The sequence below is a fragment of the Limnohabitans sp. Rim11 genome (genome assembly GCF_001269365.1).
In the GTDB taxonomy this organism is placed as follows: domain Bacteria; phylum Pseudomonadota; class Gammaproteobacteria; order Burkholderiales; family Burkholderiaceae_C; genus Limnohabitans_A.
On record NZ_CXOM01000001.1, the window covers coordinates 131,963 to 148,506 of the forward strand.

16 protein-coding genes are annotated in these 16,544 nt (G+C 53.5%); 5 read left to right on the forward strand and 11 right to left on the reverse strand.

Going from position 1 to position 16,544, the window contains the following annotated elements; all coding sequences use genetic code 11:
* Nucleotides 1-14: 14 nt before the first annotated feature.
* The 4 genes from asd to leuC all read right to left on the reverse strand — a co-directional run bounded on the left by asd (nucleotide 15) and on the right by leuC (nucleotide 4,432).
* On the reverse strand, nucleotides 15-1,142 hold the full coding sequence (gene asd, locus AMM03_RS00650) for an aspartate-semialdehyde dehydrogenase (protein WP_090128564.1): 1,128 nt from the start codon (nucleotides 1,140-1,142) through the stop codon (nucleotides 15-17).
* Nucleotides 1,143-1,214: 72 nt separating this feature from the next.
* On the reverse strand, nucleotides 1,215-2,300 hold the full coding sequence (gene leuB / locus AMM03_RS00655; RefSeq protein ID WP_090128565.1) for a 3-isopropylmalate dehydrogenase: 1,086 nt from the start codon (nucleotides 2,298-2,300) through the stop codon (nucleotides 1,215-1,217).
* 20 nt (nucleotides 2,301-2,320) lie between these two features.
* Nucleotides 2,321-2,965 (reverse strand): 3-isopropylmalate dehydratase small subunit, encoded by a 645-nt coding sequence (gene leuD, locus AMM03_RS00660; protein ID WP_090129259.1) that lies wholly within the window; start codon nucleotides 2,963-2,965, stop codon nucleotides 2,321-2,323.
* 45 nt (nucleotides 2,966-3,010) lie between these two features.
* Nucleotides 3,011-4,432, reverse strand: coding sequence for a 3-isopropylmalate dehydratase large subunit (gene leuC / locus AMM03_RS00665; protein ID WP_090129260.1), 1,422 nt, complete (start codon nucleotides 4,430-4,432; stop codon nucleotides 3,011-3,013).
* A gap of 166 nt (nucleotides 4,433-4,598) precedes the next feature.
* Between leuC and AMM03_RS00670 the strand changes: the two genes are divergently transcribed.
* Together AMM03_RS00670 and pntB are read left to right on the forward strand one after the other, a co-directional pair.
* Nucleotides 4,599-6,230 (forward strand): Re/Si-specific NAD(P)(+) transhydrogenase subunit alpha, encoded by a 1,632-nt coding sequence (locus AMM03_RS00670; RefSeq protein WP_090128566.1) that lies wholly within the window; start codon nucleotides 4,599-4,601, stop codon nucleotides 6,228-6,230.
* Nucleotides 6,231-6,246: 16 nt separating this feature from the next.
* Nucleotides 6,247-7,668, forward strand: a complete 1,422-nt coding sequence (pntB, locus tag AMM03_RS00675) for a Re/Si-specific NAD(P)(+) transhydrogenase subunit beta (RefSeq protein ID WP_090128567.1) — start codon at nucleotides 6,247-6,249, stop codon at nucleotides 7,666-7,668.
* A gap of 61 nt (nucleotides 7,669-7,729) precedes the next feature.
* Here the strand turns inward: pntB and gltA are convergent, their stop codons facing one another.
* From gltA to AMM03_RS00710, 7 genes are all read right to left on the reverse strand, one after another.
* Complete coding sequence (gene gltA, locus AMM03_RS00680) at nucleotides 7,730-9,028, reverse strand: citrate synthase (RefSeq protein WP_090128568.1); 1,299 nt, start codon at nucleotides 9,026-9,028, stop codon at nucleotides 7,730-7,732.
* Between the two features lie 66 nt (nucleotides 9,029-9,094).
* Nucleotides 9,095-9,385, reverse strand: coding sequence for an FAD assembly factor SdhE (locus tag AMM03_RS00685; RefSeq protein WP_090128569.1), 291 nt, complete (start codon nucleotides 9,383-9,385; stop codon nucleotides 9,095-9,097).
* Between the two features lie 26 nt (nucleotides 9,386-9,411).
* Nucleotides 9,412-10,116, reverse strand: a complete 705-nt coding sequence (locus tag AMM03_RS00690; RefSeq protein WP_090128570.1) for a succinate dehydrogenase iron-sulfur subunit — start codon at nucleotides 10,114-10,116, stop codon at nucleotides 9,412-9,414.
* 18 nt (nucleotides 10,117-10,134) lie between these two features.
* The gene (gene sdhA, locus AMM03_RS00695) at nucleotides 10,135-11,940 is read right to left on the reverse strand and encodes a succinate dehydrogenase flavoprotein subunit (protein WP_090128571.1); all 1,806 of its coding nucleotides are present in this window, start codon (nucleotides 11,938-11,940) and stop codon (nucleotides 10,135-10,137) included.
* 62 nt (nucleotides 11,941-12,002) lie between these two features.
* Complete coding sequence (gene sdhD, locus AMM03_RS00700; RefSeq protein WP_090128572.1) at nucleotides 12,003-12,368, reverse strand: succinate dehydrogenase, hydrophobic membrane anchor protein; 366 nt, start codon at nucleotides 12,366-12,368, stop codon at nucleotides 12,003-12,005.
* A 13-nt stretch (nucleotides 12,369-12,381) separates the two neighbouring features.
* Nucleotides 12,382-12,813, reverse strand: a complete 432-nt coding sequence (gene sdhC, locus AMM03_RS00705) for a succinate dehydrogenase, cytochrome b556 subunit (RefSeq protein ID WP_090128573.1) — start codon at nucleotides 12,811-12,813, stop codon at nucleotides 12,382-12,384.
* Nucleotides 12,814-12,959: 146 nt separating this feature from the next.
* The gene (locus tag AMM03_RS00710) at nucleotides 12,960-13,739 is read right to left on the reverse strand and encodes a GntR family transcriptional regulator (protein WP_090129261.1); all 780 of its coding nucleotides are present in this window, start codon (nucleotides 13,737-13,739) and stop codon (nucleotides 12,960-12,962) included.
* 225 nt (nucleotides 13,740-13,964) lie between these two features.
* Between AMM03_RS00710 and AMM03_RS00715 the strand changes: the two genes are divergently transcribed.
* The 3 genes from AMM03_RS00715 to AMM03_RS00725 are packed head-to-tail and all read left to right on the forward strand — an operon-like array spanning nucleotide 13,965 to nucleotide 16,543.
* Entirely contained in the window at nucleotides 13,965-14,951 is a 987-nt protein-coding gene (locus AMM03_RS00715) for a malate dehydrogenase (protein WP_090128574.1), read from the forward strand.
* Between the two features lie 60 nt (nucleotides 14,952-15,011).
* Nucleotides 15,012-15,953 (forward strand): HpcH/HpaI aldolase/citrate lyase family protein, encoded by a 942-nt coding sequence (locus AMM03_RS00720; protein WP_090129262.1) that lies wholly within the window; start codon nucleotides 15,012-15,014, stop codon nucleotides 15,951-15,953.
* Entirely contained in the window at nucleotides 15,950-16,543 is a 594-nt protein-coding gene (locus AMM03_RS00725; RefSeq protein WP_090128575.1) for a hypothetical protein, read from the forward strand. The genes AMM03_RS00720 and AMM03_RS00725 overlap by 4 nt, the downstream gene beginning before the upstream one ends.
* Nucleotide 16,544: the final 1 nt, after the last annotated feature.

Sequence of the window (16,544 nt, forward strand, 5' to 3'; positions counted from 1 at the left end):
GATTTGATGGGCCCTTAGGCGTCCAACAAAATGCGCAACATGCGGCGAAGTGGTTCAGCAGCACCCCACAGCAATTGATCGCCGATGGTGAATGCGCCCACGTACTCAGGGCCCATGGCCAGCTTGCGAATGCGGCCCACAGGAATGGTCATGGTGCCAGTGACGGCCACAGGCGTGAGGTCTTTCAAAGTGGCTTCACGTGTGTTGGGAACCACTTTGACCCACTGGTTGTCGGCAGCGATCATGGCTTCGATGTCGGCCACGGGCACGTCTTTTTTGAGCTTGAAGGTCAGTGCCTGGCTGTGGCAACGCATGGCGCCAACCCGAACGCAGAAGCCATCGACCGGTATGGCTGAAGAATTGAAGGCTTCGCCAAGACCCAAAATTTTGTTAGTCTCGGCCATGCCTTTCCACTCTTCTTTGGACATGCCGTTGCCCAAATCTTTGTCGATCCAAGGAATGAGTGAGCCGCCCAGTGGCACGCCAAAGTTGGCAGTTTCTTCACCAGTCAAAGCGCGTTGCTTGGCGATGACTTTGCGATCGATTTCCAGAATGGCGCTCTTTGGATCGTCGAGCAAAGCTTTGACTTCGGAATTTAAAGTGCCGTACTGTGTGAGCAATTCGCGCATGTGTTGCGCGCCACCGCCAGAGGCAGCTTGGTAAGTTTGAGTACTCATCCACTCGACCAAACCGGCTTTGTACAAAGCGCCGACGCCCATCAGCATGCAGCTGACGGTGCAATTGCCGCCAACCCAATTCTTGCCGCCATTCTTCAAAGCAGATTGAATGACGGGCATGTTGACCGGATCCAAAATGATCACAGCGTCTTTTTCCATGCGCAGTGTGGAGGCTGCGTCAATCCAATGACCGTTCCAGCCTGCTGCTCGTAACTTGGGGAAAACTTCGGTGGTGTAGTCGCCGCCTTGGGCGGTGATGATGATGTCGCAACGCTTCAAGGCATCGATGTTGAAGGCATCTTGCAGCGTCGTTTCATTTTTGGCCATGGCGGGCGCTTTGCCGCCCGAGTTGGAGGTGGAGAAAAACAAAGGTTCAATCAAACCAAAGTCGCCCTCGGCTTGCATGCGGTCCATCAAGACGGAACCGACCATGCCGCGCCAGCCTACAAGTCCTACCAATTTCATGTCATCACCCTTTCAATGTTAATTTTGAGATTCCGACTCGTCGAGCCGGAAGGGCATGACGAGTTTTGAGCTTTAGCTCTTTGTCGTTTTCGTAATGGCTTTCACAACGGCTTCGCCCATTTCAAGCGTGCTAACCTTTTGTGTGCCTTCTGACCAGATGTCTACCGTACGCAAACCCGAGGCAAGCACAGACTTGACAGCCGTCTCAATGCGATCGGCGGCTTGGGCTTGGTTCAGTGAAAAACGTAACATCATTGCTGCAGACAGTATTGTAGCCAATGGGTTTGCAATACCCTTACCGGCAATGTCGGGTGCGCTGCCATGGCTTGGCTCGTACAAACCTTGGTTTTTGACGTTCAAGCTGGCGGAGGGCAGCATGCCAATGGAGCCTGTCAACATGGAGGCCTCGTCGGACAAAATGTCGCCAAACATGTTGCCAGTGACCACGACGTCAAATTTCTTGGGTTCTTTGACCAATTGCATGGCTGCGTTGTCAACGTACATGTGATCGAGCGCGACATCGGGATATTCTTTGTGGACATCTGTGACCACATCTTTCCAAAACTGGAAAGTCTCCAGCACATTGGACTTGTCAACGCTGGTGACCTTCTTGCCGCGCTTGCGAGCGGCTTGGAAGGCAACGTGTGCAATGCGTTCGATTTCGGGGCGTGAATAGCGCATGGTGTCGAAAGCTTCTTCGGCACCAGGAAAGTGACCATCGATGGCCACGCGGCGGCCGCGGGGCTGACCAAAATAGATATCACCTGTCAGTTCGCGAATGATCAGAATGTCGAGGCCCGAAATGAGTTCAGGCTTGAGGCTGGAAGCACCGACCAATTGCTCGTAGCAAATGGCAGGGCGGAAGTTGGCAAACAGGCCCATGTTTTTGCGCAATCCCAAAATGGCTTGTTCGGGGCGCAAAGGACGGTCGAGTTTGTCGTATTTCCAATCGCCTACGGCGCCAAACAATACTGCGTCTGATTGCATGGCCAATTTCAAAGTGGATTCTGGCAAGGGATGGCCATGCGCTTCATAAGCGGCGCCGCCCACCAGGGCTTCTTCCATTTCAAATTTCAAGTCGAGGACGTTTAAAACCTTGACGGCTTCTGCAACGATTTCGGTACCAATGCCGTCACCCGGCAGAACTGCAATTTTCATGATGTGTTCTCTTGTAGATATTAAGCAACGTGCGCCAACCAAGGCTTGGTGGCCAAACGCTCGGCTTCAAAGGCTTTGATTTTTTCTGCGTGACGCAGGGTCAAACCGATATCGTCAAGACCATTGAGCAAACAGTATTTGCGGAAGGCTTGAACATCAAATGGAATCTCTTCGCCTTGAGGGCGAACCACCACCTGACGCTCTAAATCGATGGTGAGTTGGAAGCCAGGAAATGCCGCTACTTCATCAAACAATTTGCCCACGACGTTCTCGGGCAGCACGATTGGGAGCAGGCCGTTTTTGAAACAGTTGTTGAAGAAGATGTCGGCAAAACTGGGCGCAATCACGGCGCGAAAGCCAAATTGGTCAATGGCCCAAGGGGCGTGTTCGCGTGAAGAGCCGCAGCCAAAGTTTTTGCGGGCCAACAAAATTGAAGCGCCCTGATAGCGTGATTGGTTGAGCACAAAATCGGGATTGGGCTTGCGGCTGGCAGGATCTTGACCGGGGAAGCCGGCATCCAAATAGCGCCATTCGTCAAACAAGTTAGGGCCGAAGCCGGTCTTGCGAATGGACTTGAGAAATTGCTTAGGGATGATGGCGTCTGTGTCGACGTTCTCACGGTCCATTGGGGCCACCAGGCCTTTGTGCACATTGAATTTTTGCATGTGTGTTCCTTGATCTTTGTGGTGTGGGTTCTGAATCAGTGGCACTTAGGCAAACTGACGAATGTCCACAAAGTGACCATGAATGGCAGCCGCCGCCGCCATGGCGGGGCTGACCAAGTGCGTGCGTCCGCCCGCACCTTGACGGCCTTCAAAATTGCGATTGCTGGTGCTGGCGCAACGCTCGCCAGGCTCAAGGCGGTCGGCGTTCATGGCTAAGCACATGGAGCAACCAGGTTCGCGCCATTCAAAGCCAGCAGCCTTGAAAATTTCGTGAAGACCTTCACGCTCGGCTTGTTCTTTGACCAAGCCTGAGCCAGGGACCACCATGGCCAACTTGACAGTTTTAGACACTTTTTGGCCCAGTTTCTTGACCACGGCTGCGGCTTCGCGCATGTCTTCAATGCGGCTGTTGGTGCAAGAGCCAATAAACACCTTGTCGACAAAGATGTCGTTGAGGGCTTTGCCAGGCTCAAGACCCATGTAAGTCAGGGCGCGTTCAATGGCGCCGCGCTTGTTGGCGTCTTTTTCTTTGTCTGGATCGGGAACGATGGCGTTGATGCCGAGCACCATTTCGGGCGATGTGCCCCAAGTGACTTGGGGGACGATGTCGGCCGCATTGATTTCGACAACCGCGTCAAAATGGGCGCCTGCATCGGACTGCAAGGTTTTCCAGTAAGTCACTGCGTGATCCCACTCCACACCTGTGGGTGACAGCAAGCGACCTTTGACGTACTCAATGGTTTTGTCGTCCACCGCCACCAGACCAGCGCGGGCGCCAGCTTCAATGGCCATGTTGCAGACGGTCATGCGACCCTCCATGGACAAAGCACGAATGGCTGAGCCACCAAATTCAATGGTGTAGCCGGTGCCGCCAGCGGTACCAATTTTGCCAATGATGGCCAGCACAATGTCTTTGCCCGTGATGCCTTTGGCTACATTGCCTTCGACTTTGATCAGCATGTTCTTGGCTTTTTTGGCCAACAAAGTTTGGGTGGCCATGACGTGCTCAACTTCGCTGGTACCAATGCCATGCGCCAGTGCGCCAAATGCACCATGCGTGGAGGTGTGCGAGTCGCCGCAAACCACCGTCATGCCGGGCAGGGTGGCGCCATTTTCTGGGCCAATGACGTGCACGATGCCTTGGCGCTTGGACATGAAGGGGAAGAATGCCGCAGAGCCAAACTCGGCAATGTTGCTGTCCAGCGTGGTGATTTGTTCTTTGCTGATGGGGTCGGTGATGCCGTCATAGCCCAACTCCCAACCCGTCGTGGGGGTATTGTGGTCTGCAGTGGCCACGATGGAGCTGACGCGCCACACCTTGCGGCCAGCTTGGCGCAGGCCTTCAAAGGCTTGGGGACTGGTGACTTCGTGCACCAAGTGACGGTCGATGTACAGGACGGAAGTGCCGTCTTCTTCGGTGTGGACGACGTGTTCGTCCCAAATTTTGTCGTAAAGCGTGCGTGCCATGGTGCTTCCTAGGGTCAAGCCCAGCATTTTAAGCTGATTAGCAATGTTGCCCGTGCTGTATTTGCAGGGTAGGATCGATCGAATTGCGTTTTGAAAAGCTATAGTGTCGGCTGGCCCAATTTGAAGTCTCGGGCTCTTTTATCCATTTTTAATTGAGATTTGTTCCATGACAACTGTCCACCCCAGTGACAATGTTTCAGGCAGTAGCGTTGCGCCTCAACCGCAACGCATTGGTGTTCCAAGGGAGATATTCCCTGGTGAAAAGCGTGTAGCCACCGTGCCCGATGTGGTCACCAAGCTGACAAAACTTGGTTTTGCGGTGGTGGTGGAGCAAGGTGCAGGCGATCTGGCCGACCTGTCAGACCAAGCCTACGAGCAAGCCGGCGCAAGCATTGCACCCAACGCAGCAGCACTTTGGCGTGGCAGCGACATCGTCTTCAAGGTCCGTGCGCCCACGGCCGAGGAAGTCGACCTCATGCACGAAGGTCAGACCCTGATTGGCTTTTTGTGGCCAGCCCAAAACCCCGATTTGATGCAGCAACTGGCTGCCAAAAAAGTCACGGCACTGTCCATTGACGCTTTGCCGCGTACCCTTAGCCGTGCCCAGAAAATGGATGCACTCACCTCCATGGCAGGTGTCAGCGGCTACCGCGCCGTGGTTGAGGCCGCAGGTGCATTTGGTCGTTTCTTTAACGGACAAATTACGGCTGCGGGCAAAGTACCGCCCGCCAAGGTCTTCATCGCAGGTGCTGGTGTAGCAGGCTTGGCCGCCATTGGCGCAGCAGCCAGTTTGGGCGCCATTGTTCGCGCCAACGACACCCGCGCCGAAGTGGCAGACCAAGTGGTTTCGCTGGGTGGCGAGTTCGTCAAAGTTAACTACGAAGAAGAAGGCTCAGGTGGCGGCGGTTATGCCAAAGTCATGAGCGAGGGCTTTCAGGCGGCGCAGCGCGAGATGTATGCACAGCAAGCCAAAGAGTGCGACATCATCATCACCACCGCGCTCATTCCTGGCAAACCAGCCCCCAAGCTCATCACCGCCGAAATGGTTCGCAACATGAAGCCCGGTAGCGTCATTGTGGACATGGCAGCCGAGCAGGGCGGCAACTGTGAGTTGACTGAACCAGGCAAGGCGGTGGTCAAGCATGGCGTCACCATTGTGGGCTACACCGACTTGGCATCGCGCATGGCGCGCCAGTCGTCCACCTTGTATGGCACCAACCTGTTCCGCCTGACCGAAGAACTTTGCAAAACCAAAGATGGCGTCATCAATGTCAACATGGAAGATGATGCCATTCGCGGACTGACTGTCATCAAAGAGGGTGCCATCACATGGCCTGCGCCGCCTTTGGTGGTTGCGCCCAAACCAGCGCCTAAGCCATCTGCTGCGCCTGTGGCCAAAAAAGGCCACGGCCATGGCGAAGCTTCTGGCCCAATGCCTGCCGGTCAGCTGGCCATCGTCGCTGGTATTACTGCCGTCTTGTTTGTCTTGGTGGGGGCTTACGCGCCTGCTGCGTTCCTGTCGCACTTCACGGTTTTTGTGCTGGCCTGCTTTGTGGGTTACATGGTGGTTTGGAACGTCAAGCCAGCCTTGCACACACCGCTCATGAGCGTGACCAATGCCATCAGCTCCATCATTGCCATTGGTGCACTGGTTCAAATTTCACCCATGGCCAATGCGGCCGCTCGCCCCAACACGCTGATTATTGTGTTGGCCTCACTGGCCCTGGTCCTCACCGCTATCAACATGTTTGGCGGTTTTGCAGTGACTCAGCGCATGCTGGCGATGTTCAGAAAATAATTAGGAAGAAGCAGTCATGACCTCTAACTTGTCGACGGTTGCCTACATAGGCGCAACCATTCTCTTCATCCTCAGCCTGGGTGGCTTGTCTAATCAAGAAACCGCACGCCGTGGCAATCTCTATGGCATGGTCGGCATGACTTTGGCCATTTTGGCCACTGTTTTGGGCCCTCAAGTCACAGCAGCCGGCACACCTTGGATTGTGGGCAGTTTGGTGGTTGGCGGTGCCATTGGCTTGTACGCTGCACGCTCTGTGCAAATGACACAAATGCCTGAGTTGGTGGCACTAATGCACAGCATGGTCGGTATGGCTGCAGTGTTGGTGGGCTATGCCACCTTCGTCGATCCAGAAGCTACCAAAGGCTTTGAAGGTGCGGCGCATGCCATCCATTCGATGGAAATTTACATTGGCATCTTCATTGGTGCCGTGACCTTCTCTGGTTCTGTGGCCGCATTTGGCAAGTTGTCGGGCCGCATTGGCGGTAGCCCCTTGTTGCTGCCAGGGCGCCACTGGATCAATTTGGCTGGCTTGCTGGCGGTGGTTTACTTTGGCCGCATGTTCTTGCAAGCCGAGACCATTGAACAAGGCATGGTCCCCCTCTTCATCATGAGTGCCATTGCACTTTTGTTTGGCATTCACATGGTGATGGCCATTGGCGGCGCCGACATGCCGGTGGTGGTGTCCATGCTCAACAGCTATTCCGGTTGGGCCGCTGCAGCCACAGGTTTCATGCTCAGCAACGATTTGTTGATTGTGGTGGGCGCGTTAGTGGGCTCTAGTGGCGCCATCTTGTCTTACATCATGTGCAATGCCATGAACCGCAGCTTTATCAGTGTGATCGCTGGTGGCTTTGGTACCACCGCGGCAGCGCCCAAGCCTGCTGATGGTGCAAGCGCCGAACCGGTAGGCGAGGTGAGTCCTATCTTGGCGGCAGAAACTGCAGAGTTGTTGCGCGATGCCAAGAACGTCATCATCGTGCCCGGCTACGGCATGGCCGTGGCACAAGCACAGCACACCGTGTTTGAAATTACCCGAACCCTGCGTGAAAAAGGCGTCAACGTTCGCTTTGGTATCCACCCTGTAGCGGGTCGTATGCCAGGCCACATGAATGTGCTGTTGGCCGAAGCCAAAGTGCCTTACGACATCGTCTTGGAAATGGACGAGCTGAATGAAGACTTTCCAGACACCGATGTGGCAATTGTGATCGGTGCCAACGACATCGTGAACCCTGCCGCACAAGACGATCCCACCAGCCCTATTGCTGGCATGCCCGTTCTAGAAGTTTGGAAAGCACGTACCAGCATTGTGATGAAACGCTCGATGGCCAGCGGCTATGCGGGTGTTGACAACCCACTCTTCTACAAAGACAACAACCGCATGTTGTTTGGCGATGCCAAGAAGATGCTTGACGAAGTACTGGTTGCTTTGAAGAGCTAAAAAAATAAGGGGCTCAACTCGATGTTTGCATCGAGTTGAGCCCCTGTCTGTTTAAAGCGGATCAGCCTTTGATATCGCGGCGTGGTGAGCCGGTGAACAACTGACGTGGGCGGCCAATTTTGTACTCGGGGTCGCCAATCATTTCGTTCAATTGCGCAATCCAGCCCACAGTACGTGCCAAAGCAAACACGCCAGTGAACAAGTTCACGGGAATGCCAATGGCGCGTTGCACGATGCCGGAGTAGAAGTCGACGTTGGGGTACAGCTTGCGAGACACGAAGTAGTCGTCTTCCAAGGCAATCTTTTCAACTTGCTTAGCCAACTTGAACAAGGGATCGTTTTCCAAGCCCAGTTCAGCCAGCACTTCGTTGCAAGTCTCTTGCATCAACTTGGCACGTGGGTCGTAGTTTTTGTAAACACGGTGACCGAAGCCCATGAGCTTGACGCCAGAGTTTTTGTCTTTGACTTGTTCCATGAACTCGCCAACTTTAGAAATGCCACCCATTTTCTGAATGTCATCGAGCATTTTCAGGCAAGCTTCGTTGGCACCGCCGTGAGCAGGGCCCCAGAGGCAAGCTACGCCTGCTGCAATGGCTGCGAAGGGGTTGGTGCCAGAAGAGCCGCACAAACGCACGGTGGACGTTGAAGCGTTTTGCTCGTGGTCTGCGTGCAAGATGAAGATGCGGTCCAAAGCGCGTTCCAATACGGGGTTCACTTTGTACTCTTCGCAAGGTACGCCAAACATCATGCGCAAGAAGTTGCCTGAGTAAGACAAATTGTTTTGCGGGTACTGGAAGGGCTGACCCACGCCGTATTTGTAAGCCATGGCCACCAAAGTGGGCATTTTGGCAATCAAGCGAATGGCAGAAATTTCGCGGTGCTCAGGGTTGGTGATGTCGGTGCTGTCGTGATAGAAAGCAGACAAAGCGCCAACCAAACCAGTCAGCACAGCCATGGGGTGTGCATCACGGCGGAAACCGCGCAAGAAGAATTGCATCTGCTCATTCACCATGGTGTGGTTGTTCACCAATTTGTGAAAGTCAGTGCTTTGCTTGGCGTCAGGCAATTCGCCCTTCAAGAGCAAGTAGCAGGTGTCCAAGTAGTCGCCATGATTGGCCAACTGCTCAATGGGATAGCCGCGGTACAACAACTCGCCTTTGTCGCCATCAATGTAGGTAATGCCTGATTGGCATGAAGCCGTTGACAAGAAACCTGGGTCATAGGTGAACATGCCGCTCTGGCCGTAGAGCTTGCGAATGTCGATCACATCGGGACCAATGTTCCCGCTGTAAACGGGCATCTCAATGCTAGGGCTGCCGTTACTGAACGACAGGGTTGCTTTGTTGTCAGCAAGTTTCATGATTCAATTTCCTCTAGTAATCATTCATTCAAAATTGGGCGGTTTGCAAAAAATCTTTTGTCAACCTCAAGCCATCAGCATGCTCAGCACTTCGCTGACTTCCTCTGTTGCCATCTCTGACTCTAGGGGCTTGCGTTTCAACAGCAAGTCCATCAAGTCGTTGTCTGACAAGTCCATCAAAACATACATGCCTCTGGCTTGACCCACGGTCAGATCGGGGGCATGGCGGTTAAAAAATCGTTCGATGAAGAGATCGTTTTCCAATAAGCCACGTCGGCAGCGCCAACGAAGTTTGCTTAAAGCTCGCTCACCCAAAGGGGTGTGGCGATCTAATCCATCAAGCAATTCATCTCCCATAAGTTTGAACGAGTCAGTGTTTCAAATTAGATGGCGCGTTGCACCATCATCTCTTTGATCTTGCCAATCGCTTTGGTGGGGTTGAGGCTCTTAGGGCACACGTCCACGCAGTTCATGATGGTGTGGCATCGGAACAAGCGATAAGGGTCTTCCAAGTTGTCCAAGCGTTCTGCAGTGCCTTGATCGCGGCTGTCAGCTAGGAAGCGATAAGCTTGGAGCAAGCCTGCGGGGCCCACGAACTTGTCGGGGTTCCACCAGAAGCTAGGGCAAGACGTTGAGCAGCTGGCGCACAAAATGCACTCGTACAAGCCGTTCAATTCTTCACGCTCTTCAGGGCTTTGCAGACGCTCTTTTTCGGGCGGAATAGTGTCGTTGATCAGGTAAGGCTTGATGGAGTTGTATTGCTTGAAGAACTGCGTCATGTCGACGATCAGGTCTCGCACCACGGGCAGGCCTGGCAGGGGTTTCAAAACAATCTTGCCTGGCAAGGTCAACATGTTGGTGAGGCAAGCCAAACCATTTTTGCCGTTGATGTTCATGGCGTCAGAGCCGCAAACGCCTTCACGGCATGAACGGCGGAATGACAAAGTGGGATCCACTTTTTTCAGCTTCATCAAAGCATCCAGCAACATGCGTTCGTTGCCATCCAATTCAACCTGAATGGTTTGCATGTAAGGCTTGGCATCCTTGTCTGGATCGTAACGATAGATTTCAAATGTACGTAATGTCATGATTCAACCTTCAGGAATTTAGAACGTCCGGACTTTAGGTGGCACAGAGTCCACAGTCAGCGGTTTCAAGTTGACGGGCTTGTAGGTCAGGCTGTTGCTGTCACTGTGCCACAAGGTGTGCTTCATCCAGTTGGCATCGTCACGGCCCAATGGCGCAATCGGATCATCTGCTGGACGCTCGTAATCGCTCACAGTGTGCGCGCCGCGGCATTCTTTGCGAGCTGCAGCAGACACCATGGTGGCTTGTGCGCACTCGATCAAGTTGTCCACTTCTAAGGCTTCAATACGGGCTGTGTTGAAGACTTTGGAGGTGTCGGTCAAGCCAATGGCATTGACGCGTTCGCGAATCTCGGCAATCTTGACCACGCCTTCGTCCATGCTGGCTTGTGTGCGGAACACAGCAGCGTGTTTTTGCATCGATGCGCGCATGTCGTTGGCCACGTCTTGCGCGTATTCGCCTTTGCGGCCTTCCAAGCGGTTGAGGCGAGCCAATGTGAAGTCGGCCGCATCTTTGGGCAAATCTTTGTGTGATTTGGTTTTGCTAGCGAAGTCAACAATGTGGTTGCCGGCTGCGCGGCCAAACACCAGCAAGTCGAGCAAGGAGTTGGTGCCCAAGCGGTTGGCGCCGTGAACGCTAACGCATGAACATTCGCCCACTGCGTACAAGCCATTGACCACGGCGTTGTGGCTGCTGGCGGTTTGTGTGACCACTTGACCATGAACGTTGGTGGGGATGCCGCCCATTTGATAGTGGATGGTGGGCACCACAGGAATGGCTTCTTTGGTGATGTCGACGTTGGCAAAGTTGACGCCAATTTCGTACACGGAAGGCAAACGCTTGTGAATGGTTTCTGCACCCAAATGGTCCAGTTTCAACAGCACGTAGTCTTTGTTGGGTCCGCAACCACGGCCTTCTTTGATCTCTTGGTCCATAGAACGTGACACGAAGTCACGGGGTGCCAAATCTTTCAAGGTTGGCGCATAGCGCTCCATGAAGCGTTCGCCATTGCTGTTCAGCAAAATGGCGCCTTCGCCTCGGCAACCTTCTGTCAAGAGCACACCGGCACCGGCCACGCCTGTGGGGTGGAACTGCCAGAACTCCATGTCTTCCAAGGGAATGCCAGCGCGTGCGGCCATGCCCAAACCGTCGCCGGTGTTGATGAAGGCATTGGTCGATGCTGCAAAAATGCGACCGGCACCGCCGGTGGCCAACAACACGGTTTTGGCATGCAAGATGTGCAGGTCACCGGTTTCCATTTCGAGGGCTGTCACGCCCACCACGTCGCCTTCGGCGTCGCGGATCAGGTCAAGGGCCATCCACTCCACGAAAAAGCTGGTTTTGGCTTTGACGTTTTGTTGGTACAAGGTGTGCAACATGGCGTGACCCGTACGGTCTGCCGCAGCGCAAGCGCGTTGAACAGGCTTCTCGCCATAGTTGGCAGTGTGGCCGCCAAATGGGCGCTGATAAATAGTGCCGTCCGGATTGCGGTCGAATGGCATGCCCATGTGCTCAAGGTCGTACACCACCTTAGGGGCTTCACGGCACATGAATTCAATGGCGTCTTGGTCGCCCAACCAGTCAGAACCCTTGATGGTGTCGTAGAAGTGGTAGTGCCAGTTGTCATCGGACATGTTGCCCAATGAAGCGCCAATACCACCTTGCGCTGCCACTGTGTGTGAGCGCGTGGGGAATACTTTGGAGAGGACGGCGACGTTCAAACCAGCGCGTGCCAGTTGCAATGAAGCGCGCATGCCAGAGCCGCCTGCGCCGACGATCACGACGTCAAATTTGCGCGTGGCGATCTTGTCTTTGGTGTAAGTCATGGTGATTGAAATCTTGTTGTGTGGGGTTGAGGTTCAAGGCCTGTTGGTGTTGGTTGTCTCAATCAGAGACGCCACAAGGCTTGGACAGCCCAACCAGCGCAGCCAATGAGCCAAACCAAGGAGGCGACGTGCAACACGAGTCGCACACCCACGGGTTTGACGTAATCCATCCAAATATCGCGAATGCCAATCCAGGCGTGATAGAGGAGCGCAACGATGGTGGTGAAGGTTAAAAACTTCATCCACTGGGAAGCAAAGATGCCTGCCCACTCTTCGTAACCGATAGGGCCGCTGGTGAAAATGACTTGCGCCAAAACCACGACGGTGAATGCTGCCATCAGGGTGGCGGTGACGCGCTGCGCCAACCAGTCGCGAATGCCGTAATGCGCGCCGACGACAACGCGCTTGGAACCGTAATTAACTGACATGTGAGTGTTCCTATTAGTAAATGCCAAACAGCTTGGCGCCAAGAACCACTGTGAGTCCCAAGCTCAAAACCAAAGTCACGACGGCTGAAGATTTGCCAAACTCTTTGGTGACAGCGTGTTTGACGTCCATGTACAAATGGCGAATGCCTGCAATGAAGTGGTGCAAGTAGGCCCAAATGATGGCCAGTGCCACCAGCTTCATGAACCAGCCGGGCACAAAGCCAATGCCCACATTGAACGCGGCAGCAAAGGTGGCAAATGAAAGTTCAGAAGAAATGGAGTTGTCAAACATCCAAATGATGAATGGCATCAACAAAAACATCAAAGCGCCACTGACGCGGTGCAAGATGGAAACCCAGCCGGCTGCGGGCAGGCGGTAAGTTGGCAAGTCGCTGATTGCATTGATATTGCGAAATTCAGGCCTCTTGCGGGCAGTTTCGGTCATTTGATTAATTCCTCTTTGGTAACTTCACTGTAATTTTTGACTGACAGTGTTCGCGAATTCTATTGCAACGCAACAAACTGACATGAGAATTTCAAGAACTAATTTAAAAACGGCTGATTCCAAAGCTGAAAAAAGTCGCCAAGGCGTCAATTCAGGTCATTGTGGTAGTGATGAGTGTCTGTGACATAGAAACCGCGCCGCAGCTCCATGGGGGTGTCGTTGTAGGTGTAAGCCAGTCTTTCGACACTCAACAAAGGCGTATTGGCCTTAATTTCTAAAAGTTTGCATTGGGCACTGTCGGGCATCACGGCCTTGATTTTTTCCTCGGCCTTGACCATTCGAACGCCAAATTCTGTTTCAAAAAGGGCATACATGGGGCCATCGTATTCGCTTAAGCGCTCAGCGGTCAGGCCCTTAAAAGGCGTCCCGGGGAGCCAAAGGTCTTCCAAAATGGTCGGGGATCCGGCAAAAGACAAAACGCGCCTGACTTGAAGGACCGCATCGCCAGACCGGATGGCCAAGGCTCTGGCGATGTCCGCATTGGCCCTCAGCCTCTTGCAGTCAATGATTTTTCTTTGGGCGGGGCCTTCGCTTTTGGGGTCGCCCAAATCGGGCATGAGTTTCAAAAAGCGGTATTGAACTTGTTGCTCGGCGTGGGTGGCAACAAAGGTCCCTTTGCCTTGGCGGCGAATCAACAAATGATGGCTGGCCAACTCATCGATGGCTTTTCTGACGGTTCCCTGACTGACTCGGTATCTGGCCGCCAGTTCCATTTCACTTGGAATGCCCTCGCCGGGCTTCCACTCACCCGACTGCAAAGCTTGAAGAATCAAGCCTTTAATTTGTTGATAAAGAGGGCTGAATGCCGGCGCAGACGTTGCGTCGGAAGTATCTAGAGGATCGGCAGAAAAAACTTGCGACGCCATGACAATGACCCTAGTTTGGGCGGACATAAAAGTGTCGCAATGATATCTTATATAAGACATAAGACAAATTGACTTTTGCGGGTTTTCGCGAGTACACTCGAAAGCTGTTTGCCCGTACACATTTTGTGTGTACCCATCTGAAAAAGTCAGATGACCTGGCCGGCAGTGAATGTCGGGATGGGGTCGGCAAAGTCCGTTTTCTTATCACTATCTGGAGTTCACACCATGAGCAAAAAGCCCGTTCGCGTCGCCGTCACAGGAGCCGCTGGTCAAATTGGTTACGCATTGTTGTTTCGCATCGCTTCCGGCGAAATGTTGGGCAAAGATCAACCTGTCATCTTGCAATTGCTCGAAATCCCTGACGAAAAAGCTCAAAAAGCTTTGAAGGGCGTAATGATGGAGTTGGATGACTGCGCATTCCCATTGCTTGCTGGCATGGAAGCTCACTCTGACCCCATGACCGCTTTCAAAGACACAGACTACGCCTTGTTGGTGGGTTCACGTCCCCGCGGCCCAGGCATGGAGCGCGCAGAGTTGCTCGCCATCAATGGCGCTATCTTTACGGCTCAAGGCAAGGCCTTGAACGCTGTGGCTTCACGCAATGTCAAAGTTTTGGTGGTCGGCAACCCTGCCAACACCAATGCCTACATCGCCATGAAGAGCGCTCCCGATCTCAAGCCAGGCAACTTCACTGCCATGCTGCGTTTGGACCACAACCGCGCGGCTTCTCAGATCGCCGCCAAAACGGGCAAAGCCGTGGCCGACATTCAGAAGTTGTGCGTTTGGGGCAACCACTCTCCCACCATGTACGCCGACTACCGTTTTGCCACCATCAATGGCGAATCAGTTAAGACCATGATCAACGACCAAGAGTGGAACGCCAACGTGTTCTTGCCAACAGTAGGCAAGCGCGGTGCCGCCATCATTGAAGCACGTGGCTTGTCTTCTGCCGCTTCTGCGGCCAATGCTGCCATCGATCACATGCGCGATTGGGCCTTGGGCACCAATGGCCAGTGGGTCACCATGGGCATTCCTTCGCAAGGTTGGTACGGTATTCCCAAAGACGTCATGTTCGGCTTCCCCGTTACATGCGCCAATGGCGAGTACAAAGTTGTGGAAGGCTTGGACATTGACGCCTTTAGCCAATCTTGCATTGACAAGACATTGAAAGAGTTGACAGACGAGCAAGCCGGCGTGGCTCACTTGGTCTAATCAACAGACACTTTCGTGAAGCATCCGCGCAACATTCTGTTGGGCTCACAAGCGGCAAGCATGGTCTTGCCTGTTTGTGATCACTACAGCGGTGTTGAAGTGCGGATGCGCAAAAGCTTGCAACTGCAAGCTGAGATGACGCAAGAGTTTGGTGCTTGCGTCTTTGATGTGACTTTGGATTGTGAAGATGGCGCCCCAGTGGGTGGCGAAATTGAACACGCCCATTTGGTCAAAGAAATTACATTGAACGCAGCGCCTGAAGCGCGTGTCGCAGTTCGTGTACATCCTGTTGATCACGCATCTTTTTCAGAAGATATCGCCCTCATTGCCGGCAACTGTCACCCCAAGTTAAAGCATGTCATGGTGCCCAAGGTAGAGTCCCTTGCCGATGTGCAAACGGCGGCTCAAGCACTGAATGCTGTGGGAGCCACAGCATTGCCCTTGCATGTCTTGATTGAGTCACCCTTGGCGGTAAATAACGCATTTGAAATTGCCGCTCATCCCCGCGTGCAATCATTGAGTTTTGGTTTGATGGATTTTGTGTCTGCCCATGGTGGCGCTATACCCTCTAGCGGTATGGGCCTCGAAGGCCAATTCACACATCCTTTGGTGATTCGCGCCAAATTAGAAATTGCCAGTGCGTGTCACGCCTACGGCAAAGTTCCCTCGCATTGCGTGGTCACCGAATTCAGCGATTTACAAGCCATCAAACTGGCTGCTACCCGTGCCGGACGCGAGCTGGGTTACACCAGAATGTGGAGCATTCATCCCAGTCAAATTCGCCCTGTCTTAGAGGCCATGGCCCCCACGGCCGATGAAATTGAACAAGCTGCAGAATTGATTGATGCAGCACGCTTGGCCGATTGGGCGCCCGTGAGCTTTAAGGGGCAGTTGCACGATCGCGCCAGTTACCGTTTTTTCTGGCATGTTTTGGAAAGAGCCTATCAAACGGGTCGACCCTTGCCGCATGTAGCCCAATCGTATTTTGGAGAGCCGGCATGAGCATTTTTAGGTTTGTCTTGCTCTCAATTTTGACAATGAGCTTGTCGGTGTCATCGAGCATGGCTCAAAATCAAGCGGCCCAAACCCCGGCCAAAACTCCCGCCAAGACACCCGCATCAAACAGCGTTGCCAAAGGCCAAGCCAAACAAACCCCGCAAGCTCCGAAAAAAACAGAGGCTTCGAAAAACACAAAGGTCAAAGTCCCTCAAGAAGCGCCTTTGCCAGCAGATCAATTGAGCATTGCCGAAAAAGTGCATGTCGGACATCTGCCTTGCGAGCTTGGCGCTTCTGTGCAAATGACAGCAGATGAGCGCTCGCCTGGCTATTTCAACTTGCAAGGCAATGGCTACAAATACCGGATGCGCCCCGTCACCACCAGTACAGGTGCAATTCGATTGGAAGATGAAAAGGCGGGTGCTGTTTGGCTGCAACTGGCCAACAAATCCATGCTGATGGATCAAAAAAAAGGACGTCGTTTGGCCGATGAATGTGTGCACCCTGATCAGGTGGCTGTGGCCAATGATATGAAGATCAATCCCCCCCCAGCTTTGATTGATGTGAGCAATGCGATCACACCCAATCAGCGCTGAT